The organism is Clostridium sp. LXY-7, from assembly GCF_056172015.1.
In genome coordinates this window covers 410,238-432,175 of the sequence record NZ_JBLLJL010000002.1, presented here as the reverse complement: position 1 = coordinate 432,175, position 21,938 = coordinate 410,238, and the positions used below count along the sequence as shown (strand labels likewise).

Below are 21,938 nucleotides of genomic sequence, written 5' to 3'. Positions count from 1 at the left end.
TATCCAGCATTGTGGTATGGGTAAGTGTATGATTTCCGTTTTATTGACTTTATCGAATGAAATCTCGATAGTCATTGAAAATATGGGTTCCTTTGCCAGCACATTTTCAGTGTATTATAATTTATTGTTATGTACATTGAGAAGCGCACTATAGTATTCATCATCCCTTTCAAAAGTTACAAATAATCTTTTATAGCTTACATTAAATAGTTTATAAAATATATCACAAACATTCTAATAAGAAGATTAGTCTAAATATAGTTATGTTAAATATTTGAAAATTTCATTATTACTCTGTGTTATCGAGCTAAAGGCTATAATAAATATATAGATATAAGGAGGAGGATTGTTTTGAAATTGAAACAATATGGTAAATATATTATATATATGACTATTATTAGCTTCGTTGCTTTATTATCTATTAAATTAACTAATAGTGCTAACAATAAAGTTGAAGATAGGCCTAGCAGAATAATAATGGAATCACCTAAAAATGAAAATGGTTTATATAGTAAAGAGATTACAAATAATGAAGGAATCAGGGTAACAACACCAGCCACGAATAGCAAATCCCTAATACAACCACTACCTGTACCAGATACAAACTCACCAATAATACTTACTCCTTTATCATAGGAAAAATTATAAATATAATTAGCTCACTAGAATTAACTAGTGAGCTTTTCATTCTTTATATTTGGGCTTTGTTTTAAATGAGTGTTGATTTTAGAACTATATATTATTGCGAAACAAACCATTTGCAGGAAGATTAGATTTACTTAGGCTATATGAAAGTGAAAAGCGTTAAGAAATACAACTTGTTCGAGAGAAGCGAGTTGTTGTATTTTAGCTTTTTACTTGAATAGAGCCTTAGTAAATCAAACTTTCGAAACGGTTTGTGAGTAATAATATATAGTTCATTATCAACACTATATTAAAACAAAGCCTATATTTAAGGAGTCATTAAGATTGCTAATTAAACGTTTCTAATTCAGAATATCCTTAATTTTTTCTTTCTTCAGTACCATAAATATCATCACAATCGATATTACTACGGAAATACCATAAATCATATGTAATGCATACTTAGGCAGCCAAAGAGTTGTTAATTGCCTCATTCTTCTATTCATTAGGAAAGCAATTATAAGACCTAGCACAGGAACCTGAATTCCTATTAGTGATATATAACTATTTGCTTTGCTGCTTACAAATATAGATATACTAGCTACAATTAAAGCCACTATATACATAAGCACAACGGATAATATTATATATTGTCCAAAGGTTAAATTAAACCAAGATGTCATATCTGCAAATACAGAATTTATACTACAATTCCAAAATTTCAAAGTATTATTCTGTGAGTATATAAGGAAAAATACTATTATTTCTACAGTTACTACTATAAGAGCAGAAATCATACCTGCTACTATCTTTTTCTTTGATAATTTTCTACCAATCTTTGAGCTATATTGAAGATAATTAGTTTTATTTTTATTATCATCAATAAAGATGGTTGATATAATAAATGCTATAGTTACCACAATTATTATGGAAAAGTTAGAAATCAGGTCATTATAATTGCTTAATACAACATAATTTAGAACTGAATTAGAATTTTCACTTTTAATAACTTCATTCAATCTTTTAACTCCAGCTTTATTATTTACATTGGTCCTGTCACTTAGCCAGTCATTTTTTCGATCATATCTGTCTATTAAGTAGTATCTAGAATCTAGGTCCCAAAATAAATCTTTATTTTCTGATTGAAACATTGTCTTATTATTTAATGCATCTATCTTTTCATCATTAAAAGCATCCTTTTGCCGCCTATCTATATATTCTCTATAAGACTTTATCCCCAACTCTGCAAAGTCTTTATGGGATAATATATAGCTATCAGCTTCTTTTTCTAATAAAGAGGTCTTTGCCTTAAAATCCTCCATCTCCTCTTTATCTATAATTTCACCATAATCCTGTAGCATTTTTTCACTTAAATTAAAGTTTGGTGTAGCTGGCTTGCCATTTGGAAAATATTCAATATGAAATCCTACAAAAATAAACCATATTATAAAAAAGATTATACTAGTAATTACTATTGACTTTATATTCAATAGTTTTTTTATCTCGTTATTTATTAATCTCATAATTTACTCCTTTAAACTATAGTTTCTCTCTTGAATCTTTTTATAGACCAAAGACTTAACAGTATAACTATTTCACTATTAGTGGCTAATGTAGCAAATTCATAATACTTAGAAGTCATAAATGCTCCAGCCTCCATAAACCAAATATGAGGATTTAGAATTAAGCTAAAGATATTATAGTAACTCCATATAAGTAGTTCTGAATCTTTACTAAAAAGTGCTGGTAGCATAAATAATCCTCCGAATAAGATAAAGAACACAAAAAACGTCCTATAGCTGTTTTTTAAAAGGCTGCATATGACAAAGGTTATTCCAACAAAAATAATTGAGGCAATAAATACCAGACCTATGGAGAGAATTAATTGCTCTAAAAATGAATTATTATACCAACTTATATATGGTCTTATCTCCCAATTAAAGGCACTGCTTATAGGCACTTTATAAACTTCACTATAGTCAAAGACTATAAAGTAAACTAACAATGTAACACCTAAAATTATAGTAGTAATAACAACTGCTGAAGCTATACTTACAAGAAGCTTGTCCTTAATTAAGTTTCGACCTCTTTTAGTAGTTGAAACTAACCCTAAAGTTCTATTGTCTCTCTCGTAACTTACTAAAAAGGATACTGCTAGAACCACCAATATCATAATCTCTATTAAACATTTAACAAAAACATTTTTGAATAATAGACTATGGATTTTATAGGTCTTTCCTAAGAAGAATAAATTTTTATGCTCTCCATTACTCTTTAATTCTTCAAATCTTGGTACTAACTTTTCATAGCTCTTTCTAACTAGATCAGCGGCTTTTCCACTAAGACCATACTCCCTTATGGAAGTTTCAGCCATTTCCATAATATCTATATTTTCATAGTTGGAAATAAGGTTTACAGACCTATTTTTATACAACTCCATTATTGATAGATCTTTAATTAAATCCCTCTCTGTTTCAGAAAAATCCTCTCCACTATAGATTTTCGTTTCATATTCTTTACTGCCTAAAAACTCTGATATAGATGTAAACTCTTTATTAAACCTATCTTTAGCAACCTGATTTAAACTAATCATTTTCTCATCATATTTATTTTCCAGCTTATTAAGCATATCACTATTGACTTCATACCCAAATTCCTCAATAAGCTCATTAGTTAGCTTTAAGTCTTTTCTAATATATGAACTATCATATATTATGAATCCATTATAGATTAAGAAAATTGCCGTCAATACTATCAATATAGGCGTAGTTATTAGCTTTTTTGCTTCATACAATTTAATATCCATTAATCTATACTCCTATATCACTATCTCTATATTGATATAAAAATACATCCTCTATGTTAGGTGATACTTTAATCCAATGTTCTTGAGTTTCATCTTCACTTATAAATCTAGCTTTCAATTTTCCCCTATCCTGCTTTTCTGATAAAAGGATATGTTTTTTCCTAAAGGTTTTGCTCTCTTCAAAGTCCATTGTTGTCTCATAAACCTTTCCATCAATGGTTCTACAGATATCTTCAATAGAATCCTTGTAAAGTATCTTATGGTCCTTAATCATAATAATCTCATTAGAAATAAACTCAATATCGGATACTATATGAGTTGATATAATTACTATTCTATCCCTTGATAAATCACTTAATAAGTTTCTAAATCTAACTCTTTCCTTGGGGTCTAGTCCAGCTGTAGGCTCATCAAGTATAAGTATCTTAGGGTCATTTAATAAAGCTTGGGCTATACCAACTCTTTGTATCATTCCACCTGAAAAACCCTTCATCTTTTTATGAGGAACTTCTTCTAAAGCTACAATATTTAGCAATTCTTTTACTTTATCCTTGGCTTTGCCTTTCTCTATCCCTTTTAATGCAGCCAAGTATAATAAGAATTTAGTAGGAGTGTAGTTTTTATAATATCCAAAGTCTTGAGGTAAATATCCTATAATATCCCTGTACTCTTCATCTAAGGTTACTATGTCACTTCCATCATAAAGTATTTCTCCTTTAGTAGGAAAAATCAGTGTAGTCAACATCTTAATTAGAGTTGTCTTACCAGCACCATTGGGAGCTAAAAGAGCATATACCCCATTAGTGAATTCCAAATTTATGTTTTCAAGAGCTACAAAGTTCCCATAATTTTTACTAACATTATTAACAACTAACATCTAAATCTCTCCCTTTTTACGTCTATAATTTATTAGTTTATTTAAATTTTTAATATAGAAAAATATGCACATTGCTGAAATTATTAAATGTATGTATAGTGGAACATTTATTAAAAAATTCATATACATTTCCTTATTCATGTTACTAAAAAGCATATTAGCTACTAACCATGTGGTTATAACTAAGTACCTAGAAAACTTCCATCTAAACTTCATTAGTGAGTATAAAAATATTGTGGAAAATAAGAATAATCCAGTGATAGATATAATAACCATCCTTATTACATCAACTTCCTTACTAAGAAGGCCTATAACTAATATTACAAAAGTATTAATCAAAATACTTACAATGCTAAAGCTAAACATCCTTAAAGCTGCCAATTGATACAAATTGTACTTACAGGTCATCTCTATATCAAAGGTCCCTTTTTCCTTGGAGTTGTAGAATGAAAATACAGCTGCACTCAAATACATTACTGGAGACACAATGAATATAAATTTATATGCTTCTTTTGCATTATTTTCTACCAAAGTTGTTACTGAAATTAACATAAATATAATTCCAACTACACCGATAACTATTAACTCATTTTTATCATGAAATATATTTCTAAAGCCTAATTCTTTAAAGCACCTCTTCAAATAGCTTATGAAAGATGTTTTAGGCTTAATTCCAGCATTAACGATGGAATCTAGCTCTTCAAAATCCATCTGAGGAATTTCTATATCTATATCCTTTTCTTTATCATCCATTATTCTTCACCTCCATGATCTTCTTTATCTTTTTTACAATAGCATAGTACCTTGTTTTAACAGTAGATTCCGATATTTCAAGTAAAGAACCTATTTCAGCAAAGGTCATGTCACCAAAAATCTTTAATCTAACTATTTGCTGGATACTAGTATTAAAGGTGCTGATTATATCTAAAACTTCATTGGCATCTTCTCTTATCTCAAGTAAATCCTCCATAGTATTTTCATAGGTGTTTACATAATCTTCGATTTCATCTACAACAGTGACATACTTATAATAGGTTGACCTAAAACTGTCAATAATTTTATTACTTGCTATCTTATACAACCATGTTTTAAAGGAAGCCTTCTTATCATCAAATCTATCAATAGCCTTTAACATAGAAATAAATATATCCTGTGTTAAATCCTTAGAAAGCTCTTCATTTTGGGTTTGCTTATAGACATAGACAAAAATATCTTTATAGTAGAGTTGCACTAACTCTCCAGCGGCTGCTTTATTTCCCTTGTCTTTTACAAGTCTTATTAATTTCTTTTCACTAGTCATTGTCCACCTCCGCCATTGTCACTTACAACTAATAATTCTACTTCCTCATGTATGTATTCGTAACAGGCTATAAAATAGTTTTAACTTTTTTCAAAAATTTTTATTATTTACAAATATTATATAGCTCTAGGTTTTACAAATAAAAAAATCGCGTGATTCTTTGTGAGAATATACACGCGATTTCAATATTATTTTCTGCTATTGCTAAACCATTCAATCGTAGCCTTTTCCACTTCTTTTGGAAGTTTTTTATTATATACCTCATTATATAACCATGCCAATGTCTTATTATTTAGATATTTTGTCATTTCATTTTCTGCTTCTAACATTACTACCTTTATTAAACAAGGACATTTGGTATGTGTATCTGGTAAATTATCTTTATCTAATAATATATTATTTTGTCTAATTTCTGCACATTGAAAGAATGGTTCACTTCCTTCTACTGCTTCAACAACATCCCAAAATGTTATCTCTTCTGCACTACGAGCTAGTGCATAACCACCTTTTACACCTGGTATAGATTTTATAATTCCTGACTTACTTAATTTTGCATATACTTTTGATAAATAGGTTTCTGAGATACCTTGAAATGTTGCTAAATCCCTTATTCCCACAGATTTACCTTCTTCTAAGTTTACCATATATAATAAACAATGCAGTGCATACTCTACTCCTACTGAAAACTTCATCTTATTTATACTCCTTTATTATATTATAGTCTTTTCTTAATAATAGCCTATTATTTATTCTCATTCAAGATACTCATACAGCATCAAATATATACTTTTCAAAAAACATACTTATTGACAATGGCGGGAAAACGTAATATTATAATTATAGATATGATATGTCGACGATAAATATTGTCTATAATTTAAGGAGGAATATAAAATGTTTACAGAAAATTTTTTTAAAGTACTAAATCATGAAGGTGTAGTTTCTATTGTAACTTGTTCAAATAATGAGGCTCATGTTTCTAATACATGGAATAGCTATTTAGTTATTGTAGAGGACAATAAAATTTTAATTCCTGCAGCTGCTATGATTAAGACAGAAGAAAATATTAATGCTAACCATAATGTAAAATTAACTCTTGGTAGCAAGGAAGTAATGGGCTATAACTATATGGGAACTGGATTTTTACTTGAAGGAACTGCTAAATTTTTAAAAGATGGAGATCACTTTAAGATGATGAGAGAAAAATACTCATTTCTTACAAGAGTATTAGAAATTACAGTTAGCTCTTGTAAACAAACATTATAATTTTTCAAATACAAGGAGAAAACTATGCCAAGAAGAATCAATAAATCAGATTGTGTAGCTTGTGGAACTTGTCAAAGAGTGTGTATTGTTGGGTGCATAACACAAGGAGACGATAAAAAGAGAATAATCACTGAATCTGCTTGTGTTGATTGTGGAGCTTGCCAACTTGCTTGCCCTAAAAAATGTATTGCCCAATATTAACCAAAAGGATAGATCAAATGGAATTAACTGAAAGAGTAATAGAACTGCTTGATGAGTCAGAAGAAAAATAGTTTCATTCACCTCATCCACTATTAATAAAACCGTACCAGAAATAAGTGGTACGGTTTACTATATAGTATAAATTACTCATTTCCTCGACTCGCTACTGAATGATTTGACTTCATCTTTTCAGAATGGATTTCCACCATTTAAATTACACAACCTTGCTCAGCCGCACCGGTTCACCTCTCCGTAAATAAAAAAGCATAGATTTCCCAATATATAATATACTTAGTATTACTTTAAACTCAAGTTTCTATTATGTTATTTTATAACTCTATACTAATGAATGTTATTCATATCAATTTATATATAATATCTTAACTGAATTGAACTTTGACAATTTTAAAAAATAAGTTGTTTTTCATTTTAAAGCATTGTATTCTGATTTTAGGCATCGGTGTACTAATTAAAAGGAGAACATTCAATATTGATAGATAAAGAATACAACATGATTTTTAAAAGAAAATCATTCAGAAGATTTAATGATACCATTACAATTTCTAAAGAGGATTTACGAGATATAAATCAGAAAATCAAAGATTTAACACCCCTTGTAAGGGATATAAGTGTTAAATATAAGATTGTTCCAAGAGAAGAAACCACCTCAAAACGTGGTGAATATTGTTTACTTATTTACAGTGAAGAAAAAGAGCATTTTTTATTAAACATTGGCTATATGTTTGAACAGCTAGATTTGTATTTAGCTTCAAAGGATATTGGAGCATGCTGGTACGGAATGGGGAAAACTCAAGAGCCAGAATATAAAAACTTGAAATTTGTGATTATGATAGCGTTAGGTAAAAGTAAACCGAATGAATTTAGAAAAGATTATACAAAATGCAAACGAAAAAAAACGCAGGAAATTTGGACAGGTATTTCAGGATTAGAAATGATAGCCGAAGTTGTAAAATATGCTCCAAGTGCTTGCAACACACAACCATGGAGAGTTGTTTATGAAAAAAATAAATTAAAAATATACCGAACAACAGAAGTTAAATCTATTATGCCGAAAGATAAAATACCATTTTACAATTCAATTGATATGGGGATTTTTCTGTGTATATTAGAATTAGCCCTGTTGCATAATAATATTCCTTTTCAAAGAACATTGTGTAAAGAAAACAATAAATATGAATTAATACCTATTTCCATATACAATTTACTTTAACGTCAAATATATTAGTCAAACAGATTTTTTGATCATATTTATACTAAAAAAATATAACATAAGCCAATGATACTTTTAATCTCATTGGCTTACTTCTAATCTTTTATACAAATTGGAATTTGACTACTTCGTGTTATTACCATAATCCAACAATGCATTAAAACTTCAAAATATACTATTCTATAATATATGCACTAACAATTTCACCATAGTAAGCTGTGTGAAAATCCCTGTTTGCTCCATGGAATGAGCTTTCTACATCTTGTGGGTAAAATTTACTTCTATTTTCTTCTGTAATCTCATTCTCATTTTGTTTTTGTTTATATACAACCTTGCATTCAAGCGTTAGTGAAAGTTCTTTGATAGCTGGAACTGAAATTCTATTAGGTGATTCAAGTGACAAGCTAAGTTCACTGATTTTATCAGTTACATGACCAGACTTTGTCCCACAGATAGATAATATTTTTCTATTAAATTCACCAATTGGTATGTTTATAGTAAATTCAGGATTTTTTTCAAGTTGTTGTTTCGTGAAACGATTCTCTCTTACGAAAACTGTAAAAATCGGCTTCCCCCATTCAATCCCCAGAGTTCCCCATGAAACAGTCATAGAGTTAACTTTATCATCTGCTTTTGTTGTTAATAAAACACCTGTTTTAATAGCTTTCATAATTTCATTGGCATAATCAAATACTTGTATCTCTTTTTTCATAATATCATTCTCCTTGTAAATTTGTTATCTCTATGATAAATTGGTATATAATTAGTAGCAAGTATGCACTTTTTAGTTAGATACTATCAAAAAGGAGAGTAAAAATGGCCAATGACTAGAATACTCTCTATCAGAAAAAGGATTAACAATTATGCCTGTTTTGCAATTTTAATTTTGCTTATTCACAGATACCCTTCCTCTAAGTAAAAGAGCTTAGAATTCCCCATATACAATATAAATTTGCTCTTTCTTTTTCAATAATAAAAACAACTGACACAAGTCAGTTGTCCTTTTAAAATACTATATAATTAATATATTTTTAAATTCAAGTTTCTATTAAATTTTCTATAACACTATGTTAAATAGTATTCTTTATATAAATTGGAATTTCTGCAACTATTCGCAAGGATATATATTATTTAACCACTGCGCTTTGGTGATACATGTAATAATTTCCGTTCTTACATCGCCCATCAAAGGCCAAGGCTTCTCATGATTGGTATGATGATACTTAAACCCACATTTCTCTTGAGCACGAGTCGATTTCTCATTTCCCTCAAAGTACCCACACCAAAGTGTCTTAAGTCCAAGGTCTTCAAAACAATAGCGCATCAATTCTCTAATCGCCTCTGGTATAAACCCTTTCCCCCAATAAGGAACACCAATCCAATACGCGATTTCTCCCTCCTCCGGTCCGATGCCGAAATCGCTTGCTTCTCTTATTAAAAGTCCGATACATCCAATAGGTTCTTCCTGCCCTTTTTTTCCTGTTTCATCTATCTATCCAGTACATAAGTACAGTAAAATAGCTTGTATCTATGTCAATGTTTAATATTTAAATCCTACATATAAAAATTTAACTTATCTATATAAGTTTCAATAATAAAACTACATAATAAAAATAGACATTCTTATAATTTATTTAAGTTGAACTTTATATTATTGCTGTGAATACCATTTGCAGGAACCTTAGATTTACTTAGGTTTTATGAAAGTAAAAAGCGTAAGAAAGACAATCTGTTCGAGTGAAGCGAGTTGTTGTCTTTTAGCTTTTTACTTGAATAGAGCCTTAGTAAATCAAGGTTTCGAAACGGTTGAACAGTAATAATATAAAGTTCTAATTAATCTAATTTTAATAATATAGTCTATTTGTATAATGTAGAAACTTAATTGAAACTTATATATTTAAATTTAATCTCTAATTGCGTTTAATTTATGAAGCAAATACTCTTTTTTATTCAATGGATCATAAGTTGTTTTTTTGCGTGCTTTTGCAAATTCAGCTGAAACTTCCTTATACCCATAAAATTTTGTCACAAACATTCCCCTACCTTCTGTATATGAAGCTATTTTCATTTTATATTCTTTAGAATTTTCTACTGAAATCAATCCCTTTATTGAGAATTCATCCTCTATAACAATAGGATTATCAAAGGTTGCCCTCATAGTTTCTAAATCCCAAATCGCTTTACTTAAAACATTTTGAGGAATTCTTAACTCAAACTCATGTAATGGCTCTAATAAAACAGTTTGTGCTTTATATAATGCTTCCATGAATACCATAGGTGTCACATTTCTAAAATCTGCTGGAGTGCTGACTGGAGCAGAAAATTCACCACGGCTAAGAGTGACTTTTACATCTGTAACCTCCCATCCAAATAATCCTTGCTTGCTTGTCTTAATAACTGCTTCTTCAATTGCATTTTGAAAAGATTTTGGCAATGATCCTACTGAAACATTAGAAATATACCTAAGACCCTCGCCTCTCCCTGCTGGTTCTATTTTTAAGCCTACTGTTGCCCAAAATGGATTTAAGTCTTCCTGCATATGCATTATTGACGTTCCAAGACCTTTAGGTGTTTCCTTATAGATAGTCTGAATATTCGAAAACTCTACTTTCATTCCATATAAATCATCTAACATAGAACTTAGTATTTCCATTTGAACTTCACCGAATAAGTTGACATAAATTTCTTTATCCATGCTATTCATCTCTAATTCTAGTAGTGGATCTTCCTCTGCAAGTAATGTTAATGCTTTAAATAGCTCTGGATTTTTTTCTTTATCAATTGCAGAAATTGTTGTTTTTAATGCTGGTTTAGCTATAGATATATTTTTAATTTTATTATTTGAAATTCCAATAACATCTCCCACTTGGAAACTTGTAAGTCCATATAAAATACCTATATCCCCTGCTTCTATACTCTGTGCTTCAATAATTCCCCCATTTTCTAACCTATTAATTTTCCTTACTTTTTCTGCCATATCCTTATTAGGTACTTGAATTTTATCTCTTACAGATATTTTTCCTCCAAATAATCTTACATAAACCTTCTTTTCATTTTTACTTGTTCTTTCGATTTTAAACACTACTCCAGATAAATCACTTTCACAATCATCACCTGCAAATGGGAAATAACTACAAATTCCATCTAATAAATCTTCAACTCCAAGTCCAATTGCTGCAGCACCACAAAATACTGGATATAGACTTCCTTCTCGTGCATATAATGAAAGCTTTTCTTGTATTTCTTCTTTATCAGGTTCTATTCCACCAACATATTTTTCTAAAAATGCTTCGTCTAAGTCTGATAAAACATTAATAGCACCATCATTTATCATGCATATATCAAATAGATTTTTTATATAGACGTCTTTGCTTCCTGCATCATATACTTCTTGTAATCTAACTACTTTATTGGACATGTTCTTCTTTATATCTTCAAATACTTTATTGAAATTTGCCCCAATTCTATCTAGCTTATTTACAAAAATTATTGTTGGAATGTTTAACTCCTTTAATATGTTAAATAATATTCTTGTTTGTGACTGAATCCCCTCTACTCCTGATATAACTAGTATTGCTCCATCTAATACACTTAATGAACGTTCAACTTCCGAAATAAAATCTACATGTCCTGGAGTATCAACAATATTCACCTTAACATTATTCCAATTAAAAGATATGGTTGAGGATTTAATGGTAATTCCTCTCTTACGCTCAAGCTCCATAGAATCCGTCTGTGTATTGCCTAAATCAACTCTTCCAACTGATTTTATAGCTCCACTATGATATAACAAGTTTTCTGTTATAGTTGTTTTTCCTGCATCCACGTGTGCTACGATTCCTATATTAATTATTTCCTTCATAATTACCACCTCCAACTCTATCAGCCACCTTTTTATCCATTATCATAGAAACAATATATAACCCTAAAAATAATGCAAGAATTATAAATAAAACTCCACTAACTATAGGCAGTCTTACAGAAAAATTAGCTATTACAGTGCTTAGTACTATTCCAATAACAATAGATAGTTTACGACTGTACACATCTGCAACTATGCTTGTAGGAATTTCAAATATAAAGCATGCTACTTCTAAAGTAGTTCCAACAAGTATAAGCTGAAGTGGATTTAAATAAACCTTTTCAATGTGATACACTATCATAACTGTAGCTACTAATAAAAAACACATTGCTGTAATAGCTGAAAATAATAAATAAATTTTATATGCTGAAAGTTTATTAACCATTAATCATCACCATCCTAGTATTTCTTAAAAAATTTGTTTGTTTTTCATAATCTTCATATTTAAACATATAAATCATCAAAATAATCTCCTTAAACAAAAAAAGCTGTAAATGAACATAATTCACTTACAGCCTCATAATCATATAACCTAAATATAAACATAAAATATAGAACTTTAATTATATAACTTACGATTAAGCTATTCAAATTAAAATCTTATACCATATCTATAAATGTAGCAAAAATAGGCATAAAAATACCGTGTTTAGAACACAGTTTTCCTATTCTGCAAATAAAGATGTAACATGCTCATTATAATACTGATTATTTTTAGATTACACAAATAAACCTTGAGTCATTCAAGATTTTTTCATATACTTTTTAAAATAATCCTTATTCAGTTAATTTAATTAAAAATTACCTCTTTGCGCATATTTACAACACCTTTACATTTATATTTTTCATGTTTATATTTTAGTATAATTTCATTATATATAAATTTTTAATTTTTTTCAATACATTAATAAAACCGTACCAGAAATAAGTGGTACGGTTTACTATATAGTATAAATTACTCATTTCCTCGACTCGCTACTGAATAATTTGACTTCATCTTTTCAGAATGGATTTCCACCATTTAAATTACACAACCTTGCTCAGCCGCACCGGTTCATCTCCTTATCAATTTTGTATTACTGGCATATATAAGACCATTTCAGTGTCCATTTCAAGCTTAGGACTTTTAAGTTTATATTCTTCAAAAAACCAATAGTTACCAAATGAATATTCTTTGCTTTTAGATATCCAGTTAATAAATTCTCCCCAAGCCCAACCATTATATTTATACTTTGATTTCATAACGGCGTAGTAGCCGCCTTTAAACTCTTCAAGTTTTATATCAGGATTATCGACCTTAAAATTTTCATTAACTGTAACATGGATTTTATAGAAAAAATCTTTATGTCCTATTCTCTCATGGTTATAATAAGCAAAAAACCTATGTGGCAGGCTATCATTAAAAAATCCCTGAGACTCTGACCATTTAAAAAAGTAATTCTGTGCTTTTTCGACAGCGTCTTTTCCTTTAACGGTATATGTAGCTGTCCACATTGGTTCTACGTTTTCAAAAGTTTTAGTTGTATTATAATCATTGGATTTTTGGTTTATGGGCATATATAAATCTATTCCGCCGATATGATTAGCATTATCGTCGAAGCCCAAGTGTTCCTCCAGCCATTGATGCCCTCCATAAACGTATTTACTGTCCGAGAGCCAATTCTTAAAGCGGTTCCACGCCTTGACAATTTCATTTCCCATATTATCATTTTCTCCACGTTTAACGTTTGTAACAGCGTAGAGACCACCGTTCATAATTTTTTCCTTCACCTTATCATCATTAACAATTATATTATCTGCAATAGTAATACAAACTTCATAACCGTACTCATCTTGGTCAGGAGATGATGGGTTGGGATTATTATAACCGAAAATGCGTAAATTTTGTTCGTTTACATTCAAACCATTTTTGTTGAGCCAGTCTACCATTACAGCAAAAGCATTGCTTTCTGGATCTTTACCGTAATAACAATAATAAGCTACCCGCATAGGTTCAAGTTCTTTTAGAACTTTTATATCAGGATATTTTTCAAGTAGTTCACTATCCTGAATATCAAAATATTTATCCATAATATCAATCCTTTCAAAGAAAAAAGTTTTATTTTGTTTTCTATATTCGCTAGGTAAAAATCCAGTTGCACGTTTAAAAGCCCTTGAGAAGCTATCACCGCTCTCGAAATCAAACTTAACGGCAATATCAATTAAGCATGTATTGTTATTTTTTAATTCAATAGCTCCAAGGCTAAGCCTACGCAGCCTTATATATTCCTTTACTGAGTAGCTTGTAAGTGCAAAAAACATTCTATAAAAGTTTGATAGGGACATACATGCCGTTTGTGCTGCGATATTTATATCAATTTTGTTCTCAAGGTTGCTTTCAATATAATCAATGGATTTTTGTATTCGCTCATAATAATTCATAATGGGAGCCCTCCTATTGTATCTTAAGATATGAATATAATAGCATATTAAAATTGGAATTGTCCGACTTTTTTTCCAAAAACATTCTATAGATTTAACAAAATTATACTAATTACCTGTCTTCTATATTCTAACAATACCTCAAATAATAGTTTTTAATGAATTAGCATTGTCAATCATTCTTACCCAATTTTACATAAAAAATAGTTCATCATTATTACGACAGAAGCATATAATTCATCATTTAGCTAACTTCTATCATCATTACTACCTCCTCAAAGTAAAAAATACTCTTACTCATATTGCTAAGGTAAGAGTTTTTAATATTATAATATATATTTGCAATTTCTATCATTACAAAAAAGTCTACGTCATTTATGATAGTCGAGTAGGGAAAGCCCTCACGAACTTTCCCCCTCACAGATCCCGTACGTGCCCAATTAAGGCATACGGCTCTTCATATTATTTTATAGAAATGGCTAACTATATATGTTTACATAAATTTTAGGCTTAGGTAATGAATTATACGTTATATACATTTTGAATTTGTCCAAATCAAAGCTTCGCCTTTGACTTCTACGGTTTAGCCACTTAAATAGTGTCTTCTTTATTTCCAGACAAATTAGATTTACTCTTTTCGATTTCAAGATTAAATTTTCCGAGTCTATGTAGAAGGCGCCTACAGAAATTTCTGGTTTCACCTTCGTATTAAAAGCAGCATACAAAATCATCAGCATATCTTACAATTTCAGCTTCACCTTTAAAATTTCTCTTTATTACTTTCTCAAACCATAAGTCTAGTGCATAATGCAAATATATATTTGCAAGAGTTTGCGAAATTATTGAGCCTTGGGGAGTTCCCAATTTTGTTGCTTCCACAACACCATTTTCCATCATACCTGCTTTCAAAAATTTATTTATAAGTAGCTTTTGTAACTTCATCTATGCCTACGGCTTTATTCCTACTGAATTCTTTGTGGCACTTTATTAGCATTTCTTTATTCAGATGATGATATAAAGATGTAAATCTTTCTTTGGGATTTCTCTTAGCAATTTCTGCTATCTTAACTAATTTCGTTTCCATCAATTGTTCTACTCCTGTGCGTAGTTAATGTGTCCTTAATTAAGGCAATAATATGTAATCTCCTTCCCTCCATTGGCATTACCCTACTTCATTGGTACTATTAGATTATCCGACTCCCTACTAACCTTTTGACATTCTCCCTTATTACCAGTTGTTTGTCATACTCCTTAAAAGAAGAGCAGTATGGTCTCCTGAGTTGCTGTGTGACCATTGTATAACATGCTTGGCTCTTTGACCCCGAGGAAGTTATAGTAAACTCGTCATTATTGCTTACTATAATATTGCTTTCCAGAGAACCGACACCGTCAGCCTTCCTAAATTTATATTTATTACGAGGCTCAATCACATTCAAGCCTACTCCCTAACTGTCAACGCTTAAAATAAATAGTTACCTATTTATCTCCATGATTCGCTACTGAATGATTTGACTTAATCTCTTCAGAATGGATTTCCACCATTTAAATTACACAACCTTGCTCAGCCGCACCGCTTCACCGTAACAGTTATAACGTAAGCTTTTTACCAAGTTTTTCTCATTGCAATAAATTCTTTTTCCTCATCATTTACATTCCATATAAACTCATCTATAGTTTTAAACCCTAATCTTTCGTATATTGTTATTGCCCTTCTATTAAACTTTGCAACAAGCAAATCTAACTAATTAAAATTATAGATTTCCTTGCCAAAATTAAGTATAGTTTCTACCACTTTGGTCCCTAAACCTTTACCCGTTAAACTTGGCCTCATTTGTACTCCAAACATAAATAGCTTATCATCATAATCATAATTAAAACTGCAATTACCTATTAATTCATTTTTCTCATTATACATAACAAATGTATTCTCTTCATTGTGTATATTACTTGCCCATTTCCTCTTAGCTTCTGTTTTATCATTATTATAAAAAGAATATATCCCCTCATATTTCCATGTTGCAATATCTTTAGCATCATTTTCTGTTGGCTTTCTAAATTCAATATTCATTCTTTTACCCCCCAATTAAATACTATATATATCTTAACACTTAAATTGCTTTATTAAAATCTCGTAAACAATTGTTAATAAAACTTGAGATTGTAATTTAATTTGTAATATTGTATTTTAGCTTCGACCAACATAAAAACAAAAGGATGCTTTCTTATTAACCAATATTAATAAGAAAATATCCCTTTGAATTATAACCTTAATAACTTTTCTTTATTTACTATTCTTCTTATACTTTTATCTGAAAGATAATAAATCTTTGTTAATTCAATAATAGTAGTGCCGTTAATGTATTTATTGAAAATTTCAGCATCCCTAAGTTTTAGATTTTTTCTTGTACCGTTCTTCTCACCCCAGGATTTTTCTTTCCCGCTTTTTATTGGAATATATAAACATTCACCATCTACATATTCTTGAATTAAATTTATAACTTTTTCTGGTAATACATTTTGTGCTTTAATATACGCCATGGCCTTGCCCTCCTTAATAATATAAAGATTTGAGCAAAGACTACTTATAAAGTAATTTAATTTGCATATAATCTCTTCATAGCAGCCTTTGCTATGAATTTGGAGGTCCTATTGGTAATCTCATGAAAATCACTCCAATCATATGTTTTTATACTTCTTACTTTCAAAATTATTACTTACTTGTTATTATAATACTAATATTGTATTTTCAAATAGTCAACAACACTAGTCATTTCAATGCTTTCCAAGAGAGTCTACTTTATTTATGGTATGATTCTCCGTATCGGTCGCAAGTGATGTTTTCCCATATAATTACTTTTTATTTTACTTTAAATCGTATATTAATGATAACCTTCTTAAATTTGTCTCTACTGTTATCTCTCCATTATCCTTACTTTTTTTAATCTCATCTAACAATATAGTCTTTTATTTTTTCAATTCCTATTTTTTCAAAATTATATGCTATCAATGAGTATTGCTTGTATTTAGCAAAACTCTCACTTATTATATCTTCAATATTATCATTTCTTCTATTGCTATACATTTTTCATCTTCATTTAAATGATGAAATTCATATTTTGAAATAATAATATCAAAAAAAGACTTATTATCATATCAACGGATTCCAGTTTTAGGTTCAAAGTGGTGAAAATACATTAAAAACCGCACTTAACTTCATATATGAAGTAAAATATAATTCACAGCAAAAGCAAATAGAGCATCATTGATGCTCTATTTAAATTTAGGTTTAAATGTATTAGTTGCAAATTTCATATCATTATACTTATTTCCGTTTTTATCAAAGAATTCAATTTTTAAATCCTTACTTTCCAAAGGATTATGCATATTACGAATACCTTTATTTTCTAAAGTTTCAAAACTAGGAAATGCTGTAAGGAAGTATTCATTAGATTTTATTTCTTCTCTATAACTCTTATCATTAAATATTATCTCTATCTTGCTTGCATCCTTATTCTTACCAAATACCAAAACTGACATTGTAACATTTTGTTCTGTAATATCATCATAAATAATTCCAATACTATAATCACCATCGACTTTAAGATATTGCCCCGTCCAGTTTCCATTATCAAACCACCTGTTATTCAAAACTTTTTGTACAAATTTTAATTCTACATAATCCCCTTCGTCTTTAAGAAAACTCTTATACCCTAAAAATTCTTTTACTGCTTGAAACTCTGTATTACTACTATATTGGAAAACTGATTTTGCAATCTCCTCATCTGAAGTATTTGATGACATTGTTGAATTATATACAGTTATAATGCTAAAAATTGAAACTATTACAAACATAATACTTACTGGTCTAATAATAAGAGTTACTAAACTTCCGTCAAAGGTGCTTGTCACGCTTCTTGGTAAATATTTAAATTTAGTTTTCTTTATAATCCTATAAAATACATTAAAAATTAAAAATCCTAATATTGCACCTAAAGTATTAAATATTACGTCATCAATATCAGTTATATTAGATGCAGTAGGTAACTGAATTAATTCTATGATTAGTGATGTTATAAATCCATATAGGGCTATATTTAAAACACTATTTTTCTTTTTAAATAATAAAGGAATGAAAAATCCTAATGGTAAAAACAATACTATATTACCAACTACATTATAAAGCGCATTTCCTATACCCATGTAATTATTTTGGAACATCTTTATTGTTTCTACTAAAGGTATGTAATTAATACTTCGTTTATCTTCAAAACTTATTTGCAACACTGAACCTTTGCATATTGTTAAATTAATTAATATCAGAAAATATATAAAAAATACGTTTATAAATATTTCTCTCATTACATTTTTCTCTTTACTTTTCTTTATTACTGATATTCTATATATTGTCCAAATTACTATTAAAATTAATACAATAAGTATATATGGTATTCTTATCACTTAATTTCCTCCTTGGTATTAGTATATTTTTTTCATTTATATTTTAACATTAATTATTTAATATATATTAACATAATTCTTAAGTTTTTCTTACATTATCCTAATTTAAATGTGATAAATTCATTGAAAACAGCCACTATAACGAGAAAATCCACATGAGAATCTTAATGTGATTCATATGTGGTTTCACCCTTATTTAGCTCTTTTTGCACCTCAAAATTGAACCCATTATTATCATGTAGTATCCTTAAAAGTTCTCCTAATCGCATCTTTAAACTAGGATATTTTTCTTTTACAACTGATAGCATTTATCTAAATTGGTCTATTTCTACTATCTCATAATTATTAATATACTAAACTTTCACTTTAGGTTAAAGTCAATTATAAATATATTAATTAATTTATCATTCTAACTTACAATACGGCATTTTACTTATAAAAATAGTCTTAGGCAAGTTATATCAATATCTAAGACTAAAAACCTCACTTATTTATGATACGGTTCACCGTAACATAAGTAAGTGAGGTTTTTATAAACAAAATTTTATTTTTTTATTTTAATGATATGATTTTCAAAATGTTCATTTTGGTAAATTTTATTAGCGTCAAAATTTAATTCACCTAAAGATTTTCCACCAACATACGTAATTGATAAATTTGAATCATATGAGTTCAGTATGCTAGATAAGGTAGTATTAAAAGAATTCCACGCTATACTATAATCGGAACAAAGATTCTTTCCTCTAACTTCTCAAGGCCATCTATCAGCTTCTCGTTTTTTAATACGGATATAAAGTTATTTTAATTTAATGGCGATGGATGAGTACTAGATTTGAAAAATTTTATTTTTATTATTACCAATAAAAAAGAAAACAGTGTAAATATGAAACCACTCCAAACAAGTTGGTGAATTCCTAATTGAGAAATAAACCAGCCGCCAACAGTAGTTCCTAAAGTAATTCCTAGATTTGAAAACGAGACGAATAAGCTATTGCCAAATTCAGGAGCTTCTTTTGCCTCACTAATTAACCATGCCTGACTAACAATTAAACCACCAGAATGTACGATTCCCCAAATAAATACCACAAAAATCATTGGAACGAAATAAGATCCTAAATAATAAACCAATAAATAAACAATTAAATATAAAATTAGAAATGATATTACGGTATTTACTATGCTTTTTTGTAAAAAAATTGCAAACAAATTATTACCTACAATCATAATTATACCAAATATTAGTAACATGAGACTAATAAGAGCGCCATTCATGAGGGTTACTCTTGCAAGGTACTCAGCAAAGTAACTATATACCGAAAACATGGCTGCAAAAATAAATACAACAGTTACAATATTTAACCATAATCCCGGTTTACGTAATATACCAATTTGCTTACCAAAAGACATCTTTTCTTTAACGGGCATAGAAGGGAGCAAAATGAATATTCCAATAAAGGCAAAAGCATTTACAATCGCTCCAAACAAGAAAGCAATTTCTAATGAAAACTGTGCTGTAAGATAAGAAGTCAATGGAACACCTAAAGCAAATCCAACTGTAATTCCCATGAAAACCTTCGCAACTGCTTGACTGCTTTTTTCTGGCGGAACAAGTGTTGCTGCAGTTACAAGAGCTATTGAAAAGAAGACCGGGTGAAGTGCTGCAGGTAGAATACGAAAAATAAGCATAACTTCAAAATGTGTTGTGAAAGCATAAATAATATTAGAAATAAAGAACATAAATATAGATGTTAATAAAAGTAGCTTTCGGTTAATCCCAGACACTAGTAATATTAAAAATGGCCCAGAGATAGCAACAACTAGAGCGAATATACTTACTAACGAGCCCGCTTTTGAAGTTGAAATCGTAAATTTTTGCGCGATTTGGGGTAATACTCCGACAATACTCATCTCTGTTGTAATAATTCCAAATACACCTAATGCTAGCATAATAATAAGTAGAGGGTTTACTTTTTTCATTATTAAAAATCTCCATTCTTTTATTGATTTATATACATGAATTTTTTTGAAATTAATAGATTCTAAATGAATAAACGTAACAAAAAATAGTCGAGCATTGCTACAAATATCGATTAGATTTGATCACCTTATTTTTTGTACATACAATAACAGATATCTATATAATTAGATATGATATTCAAAAAAAAGAAATCCCCCTTTCTATTTATAATTCTTTTTGAACGTACTCAGCAAATTCTTGTATTGTTTTTTCATTTCGACGATAATACGTCCATTTTCCAATTCGTTCGGATTCTAATAATCCAGCTTTTTTCATAGTTAATAAATAACTAGAAATAACCGACTGAGCCAGTCCAGTTTTCAATTGGATTTCTCCTACACATACTCCAACTTGAAAACTAATTCCTTGTTGTAAATATTGCTCTTCATCAAAAAAAATTTCTGGATTCTTTAACCATAATAAAATTTGACGCCTTGTATCATTTGATAATGCTTTATAGATTAATAAAGGTTCCATAACTATATTATATCTATTTTTATAGATTTGTAAACAATTATTTTTCATTATCACCTTACAACCACCGTTTTCTATTGTGAGTGTAAGGTATTGGCAAAGGAACGATATTAGGATATATCATAGTTATATTGGGTAGCGTAGTCATAATCCTTATTTACTTTGTAATAAACAAAAACAGAGATTTTTAATCTCTGTCTCTGCATTTTTTCATGACATTAAAATCTTTGTATTTTAGGAAGGTCTGAACCAGTACTACTACGCTGTCTAGCTATTATTGAGAATATTTTATCCTCTTAAAGTTGCAATGATTCTACTTGGTTTCAATATCAAATCAAAAGCTTCTTCAATATTCTTAAATACAATTTTTCATTTGTTCTTTACTATTCTCTTTTTGTAAA

21 protein-coding genes and 2 pseudogenes are annotated in these 21,938 nt (G+C 29.2%); 4 read left to right on the top strand and 19 right to left on the bottom strand.

The window, feature by feature from the left end; genetic code table 11:
* Window positions 1-351 precede the first annotated feature (351 nt).
* A complete protein-coding gene (locus ACI48Q_RS09145; RefSeq protein ID WP_474918774.1) occupies window positions 352-636 on the top strand; it encodes a hypothetical protein in 285 nt (94 codons plus the stop codon).
* A gap of 350 nt (window positions 637-986) precedes the next feature.
* On the opposite strand, the gene ACI48Q_RS09140 is transcribed toward ACI48Q_RS09145, so the two are convergent.
* The 6 genes from ACI48Q_RS09140 to ACI48Q_RS09115 form a co-directional block, all read right to left on the bottom strand.
* On the bottom strand, window positions 987-2,147 hold the full coding sequence (locus ACI48Q_RS09140; protein WP_474918773.1) for a hypothetical protein: 1,161 nt from the start codon (window positions 2,145-2,147) through the stop codon (window positions 987-989).
* Between the two features lie 11 nt (window positions 2,148-2,158).
* The gene (locus tag ACI48Q_RS09135) at window positions 2,159-3,430 is read right to left on the bottom strand and encodes a hypothetical protein (protein ID WP_474918772.1); all 1,272 of its coding nucleotides are present in this window, start codon (window positions 3,428-3,430) and stop codon (window positions 2,159-2,161) included.
* Between the two features lie 4 nt (window positions 3,431-3,434).
* Complete coding sequence (locus tag ACI48Q_RS09130) at window positions 3,435-4,307, bottom strand: ABC transporter ATP-binding protein (RefSeq protein WP_474918771.1); 873 nt, start codon at window positions 4,305-4,307, stop codon at window positions 3,435-3,437.
* Window positions 4,308-5,060 carry a hypothetical protein gene (locus ACI48Q_RS09125; protein ID WP_474918770.1) on the bottom strand — a complete coding sequence of 251 codons (753 nt, stop codon included), beginning with the start codon at window positions 5,058-5,060 and terminating at the stop codon, window positions 4,308-4,310.
* A complete protein-coding gene (locus ACI48Q_RS09120) occupies window positions 5,053-5,607 on the bottom strand; it encodes an RNA polymerase sigma factor (RefSeq protein ID WP_474918769.1) in 555 nt (184 codons plus the stop codon). Before ACI48Q_RS09120 ends, ACI48Q_RS09125 begins: the two co-directional genes overlap by 8 nt.
* Window positions 5,608-5,795: 188 nt before the next feature.
* Window positions 5,796-6,299, bottom strand: coding sequence for an RrF2 family transcriptional regulator (locus ACI48Q_RS09115; RefSeq protein WP_474918768.1), 504 nt, complete (start codon window positions 6,297-6,299; stop codon window positions 5,796-5,798).
* Window positions 6,300-6,501: 202 nt separating this feature from the next.
* Between ACI48Q_RS09115 and ACI48Q_RS09110 the strand changes: the two genes are divergently transcribed.
* The 3 genes from ACI48Q_RS09110 to ACI48Q_RS09100 all read left to right on the top strand — a co-directional run bounded on the left by ACI48Q_RS09110 (window position 6,502) and on the right by ACI48Q_RS09100 (window position 8,305).
* On the top strand, window positions 6,502-6,873 hold the full coding sequence (locus ACI48Q_RS09110; protein WP_474918767.1) for a pyridoxamine 5'-phosphate oxidase family protein: 372 nt from the start codon (window positions 6,502-6,504) through the stop codon (window positions 6,871-6,873).
* Window positions 6,874-6,897: 24 nt separating this feature from the next.
* Complete coding sequence (locus ACI48Q_RS09105; RefSeq protein WP_474918766.1) at window positions 6,898-7,074, top strand: ATP-binding protein; 177 nt, start codon at window positions 6,898-6,900, stop codon at window positions 7,072-7,074.
* A gap of 490 nt (window positions 7,075-7,564) precedes the next feature.
* Window positions 7,565-8,305, top strand: coding sequence for a nitroreductase family protein (locus ACI48Q_RS09100; protein ID WP_474918765.1), 741 nt, complete (start codon window positions 7,565-7,567; stop codon window positions 8,303-8,305).
* A 175-nt stretch (window positions 8,306-8,480) separates the two neighbouring features.
* Here ACI48Q_RS09100 and ACI48Q_RS09095 read toward each other — a convergent pair whose 3' ends face one another.
* The 13 genes and pseudogenes from ACI48Q_RS09095 to ACI48Q_RS09035 all read right to left on the bottom strand — a co-directional run bounded on the left by ACI48Q_RS09095 (window position 8,481) and on the right by ACI48Q_RS09035 (window position 21,588).
* On the bottom strand, window positions 8,481-9,017 hold the full coding sequence (locus tag ACI48Q_RS09095) for a flavin reductase family protein (RefSeq protein ID WP_474918764.1): 537 nt from the start codon (window positions 9,015-9,017) through the stop codon (window positions 8,481-8,483).
* Between the two features lie 396 nt (window positions 9,018-9,413).
* Window positions 9,414-9,779: pseudogene (locus ACI48Q_RS09090) on the bottom strand (GNAT family N-acetyltransferase); the annotation flags it as partial.
* A gap of 429 nt (window positions 9,780-10,208) precedes the next feature.
* The gene (gene tetB(P), locus ACI48Q_RS09085; protein ID WP_474918763.1) at window positions 10,209-12,167 is read right to left on the bottom strand and encodes a tetracycline resistance ribosomal protection protein TetB(P); all 1,959 of its coding nucleotides are present in this window, start codon (window positions 12,165-12,167) and stop codon (window positions 10,209-10,211) included.
* 52 nt (window positions 12,168-12,219) lie between these two features.
* Window positions 12,220-12,552, bottom strand: a pseudogene (locus tag ACI48Q_RS09080) (MFS transporter); the annotation flags it as partial.
* A 680-nt stretch (window positions 12,553-13,232) separates the two neighbouring features.
* Window positions 13,233-14,588: a GyrI-like domain-containing protein gene (locus ACI48Q_RS09075; RefSeq protein ID WP_474918762.1), complete on the bottom strand. Its 1,356-nt coding sequence runs from the start codon at window positions 14,586-14,588 to the stop codon at window positions 13,233-13,235.
* Between the two features lie 708 nt (window positions 14,589-15,296).
* Entirely contained in the window at window positions 15,297-15,530 is a 234-nt protein-coding gene (locus ACI48Q_RS09070) for a reverse transcriptase domain-containing protein (RefSeq protein ID WP_474918761.1), read from the bottom strand.
* On the bottom strand, window positions 15,502-15,672 hold the full coding sequence (locus ACI48Q_RS09065) for a hypothetical protein (protein ID WP_474918760.1): 171 nt from the start codon (window positions 15,670-15,672) through the stop codon (window positions 15,502-15,504). Before ACI48Q_RS09065 ends, ACI48Q_RS09070 begins: the two co-directional genes overlap by 29 nt.
* A gap of 657 nt (window positions 15,673-16,329) precedes the next feature.
* Complete coding sequence (locus ACI48Q_RS09060) at window positions 16,330-16,656, bottom strand: GNAT family N-acetyltransferase (RefSeq protein WP_474918759.1); 327 nt, start codon at window positions 16,654-16,656, stop codon at window positions 16,330-16,332.
* A gap of 191 nt (window positions 16,657-16,847) precedes the next feature.
* Window positions 16,848-17,126, bottom strand: a complete 279-nt coding sequence (locus ACI48Q_RS09055) for a CD3324 family protein (RefSeq protein ID WP_474918758.1) — start codon at window positions 17,124-17,126, stop codon at window positions 16,848-16,850.
* A 406-nt stretch (window positions 17,127-17,532) separates the two neighbouring features.
* A complete protein-coding gene (locus ACI48Q_RS09050; RefSeq protein ID WP_474918757.1) occupies window positions 17,533-17,670 on the bottom strand; it encodes a hypothetical protein in 138 nt (45 codons plus the stop codon).
* Window positions 17,671-17,858: 188 nt separating this feature from the next.
* Window positions 17,859-19,046, bottom strand: coding sequence for a VanZ family protein (locus ACI48Q_RS09045; protein ID WP_474918756.1), 1,188 nt, complete (start codon window positions 19,044-19,046; stop codon window positions 17,859-17,861).
* An 801-nt stretch (window positions 19,047-19,847) separates the two neighbouring features.
* On the bottom strand, window positions 19,848-21,023 hold the full coding sequence (locus ACI48Q_RS09040; protein WP_474918755.1) for an MFS transporter: 1,176 nt from the start codon (window positions 21,021-21,023) through the stop codon (window positions 19,848-19,850).
* Window positions 21,024-21,228: 205 nt separating this feature from the next.
* Window positions 21,229-21,588 carry an ArsR/SmtB family transcription factor gene (locus ACI48Q_RS09035; protein WP_474919511.1) on the bottom strand — a complete coding sequence of 120 codons (360 nt, stop codon included), beginning with the start codon at window positions 21,586-21,588 and terminating at the stop codon, window positions 21,229-21,231.
* Window positions 21,589-21,938 lie beyond the last annotated feature (350 nt).